This window comes from Actinoplanes subglobosus, from assembly GCF_042650585.1.
GTDB classification, from domain to species: domain Bacteria; phylum Actinomycetota; class Actinomycetes; order Mycobacteriales; family Micromonosporaceae; genus Actinoplanes; species Actinoplanes subglobosus.
Genome location: NZ_JBHSBL010000020.1, coordinates 67,239 through 74,159 on the forward strand (window position 1 = coordinate 67,239; position 6,921 = coordinate 74,159).

The following is a 6,921-nucleotide window of genomic DNA, read 5'->3' on the forward strand; positions in this document are numbered from 1 at the left end:
CGGGGGCGTGCTCCTGGAGATCGAGGACATCACGGCTCTGACCTTCGACGACGGCTCGCCGGTGCGGTCGGCTTCGGCGATCGCACCGTTCGGTGACGGATGGCTGGTGGCGCAGGACGACGCCATCCACGCCGCCTGGATACGACCGGGAACGATCACTGCGCTCCCGGTGATCGACCCGGTCGACGGCTGGGAGACGTTCAGCGAGGCCGCCGGGACCAAGCATCTCAAACCAGACTTCGAGGCCGCATGCGCGATGCCCGGCGGCGAGGTCCTGATGCTCGGTTCCGGCTCGTCACCGTCCCGGATGCGAGCCTCCCTGGTGACCGGAAGCACCGCCGAAAGGCTGCCCGGAAGCGCCGCCGAAAGGCTGCCCGGACACGCGACCGGAAGCACCGCGGAAAAGGCGGACGCGAGCGGTTTCACGGTCGCCGATCTCCGCCCGCTCTACCTGGCCGTGGCCACCGCTTTCGGCCTGCGCGAGGATCAGCTCAACCTGGAGGGCGCCTGCCTGACCGGCGACAGGCTGCACTGGTTCCAGCGCGCCAACCTGGCGGTGGGCGCCACCACGGCGTCGGCCGAGATCGAGGCCTCCGCGCTGCTCGCCGCGATGCGAGGCGAGATCAACCCCGACGAGATCCAGATCCTGGGGGTACGCCGACACGACCTCGGCACCACACGGGGAGTGGCCCTGGCCGTGACCGACGCGGTGACCCTGCCCGACGGCCGGATCCTGGTGAGCGTGGCAGCCGAGGACACCCCGAACGCGGTCGACGACGGCCCGGTGATCGCTTCCGGTCTGGCCCTGCTCGGCACCGACGGCGAGCCACCGGTCTTCACCGAGATCCCCGGCGCCGAGAAGGTGGAGGGCCTGGCCATCCGCGAGACGACCCCCGGCGGCGTCCGCCTGCTGGCCGTCGTCGACGCCGACGACTACGAGGCGCCGTCGCGCAGGCTGGCACTCCACCTGCGGTGGTGATGCCGGCGGTGGTGACACTGGCGGTGGTGATACCGGCGGTGGTGACACCCGCGGTGGTGGATAAATACGTTGCCGGCCGGTCACGCCGCACAGAAGAATGGCGATCGGCCCCGGCGGTCTCAGAAGAAAGCGCGTAAGCAGCGGGCGCACAGGCGATCAAACCAGGCTTGTCCGCTGCCATCATCCGCGACCGATCCTTCCCATCGGAACCGCTACGGGGCCTCCCTTTCTTTCCCCGAACAAATGCATGACAAGACATAAATGCATGAAAACAGTAATGAGGTGTACCCCCGATGACCGACGAGGTGATCATCCGCAGCGGTTTCCGTGGCCTGCGCTATGTCGACGGCCGTTTCGACCAGGTCCTGGAGCCGGGCCGCTACGAGCTGCCGCGACGCCGCCGGCTGGGTGGCCGGGTGGCGACGGTCGACGTCGTCCAGGTCGACCTGCGCGAGCGTGAGCTCAACATCAAGGGCCAGGAGATCCTGACCGCCGACAAGGTCGCCGTCCGGGTCAACATCATCACGCATTTCCGGGTCACCGATCCGGTCGCCGCCGTCGAGCGGGTGTCCGACTACAGCGACCGTGTCTACAGCGACGTGCAGCTCGCGGCCCGCCGGTCGCTCGCCTCGATGACGCTGGAGGCCATCCTCACCAACCGCAACCAGCTCTCCGAGGACATCCTGCGTGACGTCGAGGGCGTGTCGGCGGGCTACGGCGTCCAGATCATCCGTGCCGACGTGAAGGATCTGGTGTTCCCGGGCAACCTGCAGGACGTGATGAACCGGGTGCTGACCGCCCAGCGGATGGCCGAGGCACAGATGGTCGAGGCCCGTACCAAGGCTGATCGTGAACTGCTGGAGGCGACCTCGCGCGCCGACGCCGCACGGATCGCCGCCGAGGCCGACGCCGAGGCGAAGCGGGTCCGCGCCGACGCCGAGGTCGACGCGCTGCGCCGTCTCGCCGACGCCGCCGAGGCGTATGCGCAGCACCCGGCCCTGCTGCGGCTGCGCGAGCTGGAGACCCTGGGCGCCCTCGGCGCGAACGCGTCGGCCCGCCTGTACATCGGCTTCGACAAGCACGTGAACGAGTAGCAGCACGTGAACGAGTAAGGGACCTCATACGGGCGATGGCGCGACCGATCTGGCAGGTCGCGCCATCACTGTCGCCCGGACTGCGGAGGTTCCTGTCATGCGTCTCGTCCCGCTGTTGCGCCGGCGGCGCACCGCCTTCGCGGCCGGTGCAGTCGCCCTGGTCGCGGCGATCACGACCGCGCTGTTCATGAACACCGGCCCGGCCGCCGCCACCTGGCAGACGCTGGCCGGCAGCCCCACCTGCGACTGTGTCGTCAAGGACAGCAGCACCGGCAGGTACCGGGCGGTCTTCGGTTACGTCAGCGACTCGACCGGCACCGGCACGATCGCGGCCGGCGACAACAACAAGGTCGTGCTCTCCGGTGGCACCTCGTCGACTGACGCGAAGGTGGCCACGAAGTTCTCGCCCGGCACCCACAAGGCCGCCTTCGCGACCGGCTGGGTCACCAAGGACACCAAGGTCACCTGGCAGGTCGGCGGCAAGAGCGTGGCCGCGCACTGGAACCGCCCCTCCTGCGGCAACGACGTCAGCCTGCCGGCCGGCGGCAACGGGTTCGGCCCGATCCTGGCGTTCCTGGCCGCGGGTGCCGTCGCCGCCGTCCTGGCGGTGTGGCGCAGGCGCCGGGCGGCCCGCACGTCATGATGCGCAGCGTGCTGGCGGTCGGGGCGCACCCCGACGACATCGAGCTCGGCTGCGGTGGGGCCCTGGCCGCCCACCGGGCCGCCGGTGACGCGGTGACCATGCTGGTGGTGACCGGTGGCCAGAACGGCCCGGGCGCCACCGGTGGCCGCCGCCGCGAGGCCGAGGCGGCCGCCCGCAGCCTGGACTGCCTGCTGGTCTGGGGGAGTCTGGTGGACTGCGAGGTCACCGCCGGCGCGGTGACGATCGCGCTGATCGAGCGGGCCATCACCGAGGCGGAGGCCGACGTCGTGTACGTCCACGCCCCCGACGACTCCCACCAGGACCACCGGGCCGTCGCCGCCGCCACGATCTCCGCGGCCCGGCACTCCCGCCGGATCCTGCACTACCGCAGCCCGTCGACGACCCGTTTCGAGCCGTCGCTGTTCGTCGACATCTCCGCCCACCTGGACCGCAAGATCGCCGCGCTGTCGTGTCACAGCAGCCAGGTGGAGAACTCGGCGATGGTCGACCCGGAGGTGGTCGTGGCGAGCGCCCGCCACTACGGGGCGCAGGCCCGGGTCCGGTACGCGGAGGCGTTCGTGCCCGGTCGTTTCGTCTGGGATCTGGCCGCGCCACCGCATCTCACGGATCTTGAGATCCCCTCGTACGCCAGGGCAGCCGCGTGAACAGGCGGGGGCGCCGCCGGGCGGTGTCCCCGCACCACCGCCTCGGCCTGCTGGCACACCTGGCCGGATTCGTGCTGATCGCGGCCGTCCTCGGCCTGGACAGCACGCTCGGCTGGATCGCGACCGTCCTCAACGTGATCTTCCTGCTGTTCTTCTTCCGGCACCTCGGGTTCGCCGTGTCGGCCGCCCGCTGGGCCGAACGCGACCTGGACGCCCCGCTCGTCGGCGCCGAGTCGTTCACCCCGCCGGTCGCCGTCCTGGTGGCCTGCAAGGACGAGGAGCTCGTGGTCGACGGCATGGTCGCGGCGATGCTGTCGCTCGACTACCCGGGGCACGCCCTCACCGTCGTGATCGTCGACGACGCCTCCACCGACGGCACCGGCGCGAAGCTGGACGCGTGGGCGGCCGCCGACCCGCGTCTGCGGGTGCTGCACCGCGAGCCGGGCGCCGGCGGCGGCAAGTCGGGTGCGCTCAACGACGCGCTCGCGCTGGTCGACGCCCAGATCGCGGTGATCTTCGACGCCGACCACCAGCCCGAGCCGGACGTGCTGCGCCGGCTGGTCCGTCATTTCCGCGACCCGAAGGTGGGCGCGGTGATGGGGCGGTGCGTGGTGCGCAACGGGGTGGAGTCGGGGCTCGCGTCGACCATCTTCATCGACTATCTGTCCGGGTATCTCGTCAACGAGTACGGCCGTCAGGCGCTGTTCGAACTGCCCGCCTACGGTGGCGCGAACTGTGCCGTGCGCACCGACCTGATCCGGGCGCTCGGCGGCTGGAACCCGCACACCGTCACCGAGGACACCGACCTCACACTGCGGCTGCTGCTCGACGGGTGGCGGGTGCGCTACGACCCGTCGGCCGTCGATTTCGAGGAGGCGGTGCTGTCGTCGCGGCGGTTCTGGAAACAGCGCTACCGCTGGGCACGCGGACACCAGAAATGCCTGCGTGACTATTGGCGGCCCATTCTGCGTACGCCGCATCTGTCGGTCATGGAGAAGCTGGAGACGATGCTTTTCCTGTGGGTGTACCACGTGCCCGTACTCTGCGGCCTGGGTCTGCTCCTGATCCTGTTGCGGGCCTGCGGGATCGGTGACCAGTCGGCTTTCTCGATGGTGTCGCTGTCGGCACTGTTGTTCGCCGGGCCGTTCACCGAACTGGCCGTCGGCCTGGTCCTGGGCCGGGTCGAGCGCCGCGCGGTGTGGATGCTGATCGGTTTCATCCCCGCTTTCGGCATGTCGATCCTGACCGCGTCCAAGGCCTATGCCGACGGCATGTGGGGCACCTCCTACACCTGGTCGAAAACGGCACGGTCGGGCGCCACCTCGACACCGGTGAGCGTTTCATGACCCGCATCGGCAAACGGCTCGACTCGGCTCTGCGGGAAAAGCCGAGAACCGCCGCGACGGTACGCCGCCGCCAGCTCGTGATCCTCGAGATGGTCGGCGCGGTCGTCGCGTGTGTCGGCGGATATCTGCTGTTCGTCGACCCGGTACGCCGTTTCGAGGTCAGCCTCGCCTCGAAGATCATCGACGTGCTCGGGGTCGACCAGATCTCCGGTGCGCTCGGCGACTCGTTCGTCGTCTTCGGCCCCGATCTGGAACCGGTGGTCGCCGAGATGACCGGCTCCTGCTCGATCTGGAGCAGTGTCCTCGCGCTGGCCGCGCTGGCCGTCGTCGCGTTGCGCCAGCGTCCGCAGGCCCTGCTCGGGTTCCTCAGCGCGGCCGCGTTCGTCGTCGCCGCCAACCAGTTCCGGCTGCTCGGCTCGCTGCTGGCCGGGCGCTACTTCGCCGTCGACGCCCTGGTCTTCTTCCACGACTGGGTCGGTGCCGTCCTCAACTTCGCCTACACCCTCATCGGCCTCCTCATCATGATCGGATTGACGATGTACGACGCGCAGCGCGCCGAACAGGACCGTGCCGGCCGGCACACCGCCGACCGCCCGGCCGGATGGGCCCGCCCGGGGCTCGGTCACCGGGTCCCGCTCGAAACGTCTGAGGACGACCCGCGGGACCGGGGTCTGCAGATCGCGGCCGTCGTACACCGGCGCATCCTGCCGAAAGCCCTGTCCCGCAGGCTGGCCCGCCGCCGCGAACAGCGCCGCATCGACTACCGGGTCGGCCACGAGACCCCCGCCCGCCGTGCCGAGATCGTCCGTGAACTCGCCGCCAAGGGCCTCGGCGTGCACACCGCCACGCTGCTGGCCGTCGCCTCCTACGAGACCGACCCGTTGGTCCTCGACGCCCTCGCCGGTGCGGTCGCCGCCCGCCAGTGGGAGCCGATGGGCAACGGCGACGTGATCGCGCTGCGCCTGTGGGCCCGCGCCTGGCTGATGCGCGCGCCCCGGGAACGCTCGGTCGAGGAGACCGGTCGCCTGATCGCCGTCACCGGTGCCGGCGGCCCGGCCGGTGTCGCCGTGATCCGCGCCCTGCAGGCCGCGGGAGACCACGTCCTCGCCCTCGACGCCAACCCCGACGCGGTCGGGCTGCGTCTCGCCGGCCGTGGTGCGGTGCTCCCGCGGGCCGACGATCCCGGCTACTCGGCCGCGGTGCTCGCCGTCCTCGACGAGCACCGGCCCGTCGCGCTGATCTGCACCGTCGCCGAGGAATACCACGCGCTCGCCTCGTTCGAGCCGGCCGTCAACGCGCTCGGCGTCCGGACCTGGCTGCCCGACCCGGCCGCCGCCGAACTCTGCCTCGACAAGGTCACCTTCGCGCGGATCATGCACGCCGCCGGCGTCCCCCACCCGGCGACCGCGTGGACGGCCGCGACCGCCGGCCGGATCCCCGGGCCCTGGGTGGTCAAACCGGCCCGCGGCCGTGGCAGCCGCGACGTGATCATGGTCGACGATCCGGCCGACCTCCCGCACGCCTTCGCCGCGGTGCCCGGCGCGATCGTCCAGACCCGGCTGCCCGGCCGCGAGTTCACCGCCGACGCCCTCGTCGGCCGCGACGGGACCCTGCTGGCCTGCGTGCCCCGCTGGCGCGACGAGACCCGCGGCGGCATCTCCACCCGCGGTACCACCTTCGAATCACTTTCGGTCACCGAAGTGGTGGCGGCGACACTCCGGACGGTCCGGCACACCGGCCCCGCCAACGTGCAGGGCTTCGTCGACGACTACGGCGCGGCGACGGTCGTCGAGGTCAACCCCCGCTTCTCCGGCGGGCTGCCCCTCACCCTCGCCGCGGGCGCCGACGTCGTCGGCGCCTTCCTGTCCGGCATCCTCGATCCGGGTACGGCCATCGCGCCCCTCGGATTCCGCCCCGGCGTCCGGATGGCCCGCCACTTCGCCGAGGTCTACTACACCGCCGACGGGAGCCCGCTGCCCGACCCGCTCGACCCGGTCACCGTCTCCGTCCCGAACTACACGCCGCCCGCCCCGTCCACCGCCCCGGCCCGCCCGGCCCCGGCGCCCGGCGGCGGTCACGCCGAGACGCTCGGGCACCTGGTCGCGACGCGCGCCGAGTCCGTGGCGGTGGGCCGATGACGCGGCCGGCCGGCGACGTGCGCGGCGGGCCGGTGACGCGGGCGGCCGGCGGCGGG

At 71.5% G+C, this 6,921-nt stretch carries 6 protein-coding genes; all 6 read left to right on the top strand.

What is annotated here, in order from left to right:
* The first annotated feature begins 7 nt into the window (after positions 1-7).
* Positions 8-979 (top strand): DUF6910 family protein, encoded by a 972-nt coding sequence (locus tag ACFO0C_RS29455; RefSeq protein ID WP_378069976.1) that lies wholly within the window; start codon positions 8-10, stop codon positions 977-979.
* Between the two features lie 293 nt (positions 980-1,272).
* A complete protein-coding gene (locus ACFO0C_RS29460) occupies positions 1,273-2,073 on the top strand; it encodes a slipin family protein (RefSeq protein WP_378069977.1) in 801 nt (266 codons plus the stop codon).
* Between the two features lie 97 nt (positions 2,074-2,170).
* Positions 2,171-2,716 (top strand): hypothetical protein, encoded by a 546-nt coding sequence (locus tag ACFO0C_RS29465; protein WP_378069978.1) that lies wholly within the window; start codon positions 2,171-2,173, stop codon positions 2,714-2,716.
* The gene (locus ACFO0C_RS29470) at positions 2,683-3,381 is read left to right on the top strand and encodes a PIG-L deacetylase family protein (RefSeq protein ID WP_378069979.1); all 699 of its coding nucleotides are present in this window, start codon (positions 2,683-2,685) and stop codon (positions 3,379-3,381) included. The genes ACFO0C_RS29465 and ACFO0C_RS29470 overlap by 34 nt, the downstream gene beginning before the upstream one ends.
* The gene (locus ACFO0C_RS29475; RefSeq protein ID WP_378069980.1) at positions 3,378-4,727 is read left to right on the top strand and encodes a glycosyltransferase family 2 protein; all 1,350 of its coding nucleotides are present in this window, start codon (positions 3,378-3,380) and stop codon (positions 4,725-4,727) included. Before ACFO0C_RS29470 ends, ACFO0C_RS29475 begins: the two co-directional genes overlap by 4 nt.
* Positions 4,724-6,865, top strand: a complete 2,142-nt coding sequence (locus ACFO0C_RS29480; RefSeq protein WP_378069981.1) for an ATP-grasp domain-containing protein — start codon at positions 4,724-4,726, stop codon at positions 6,863-6,865. Before ACFO0C_RS29475 ends, ACFO0C_RS29480 begins: the two co-directional genes overlap by 4 nt.
* Positions 6,866-6,921: the final 56 nt, after the last annotated feature.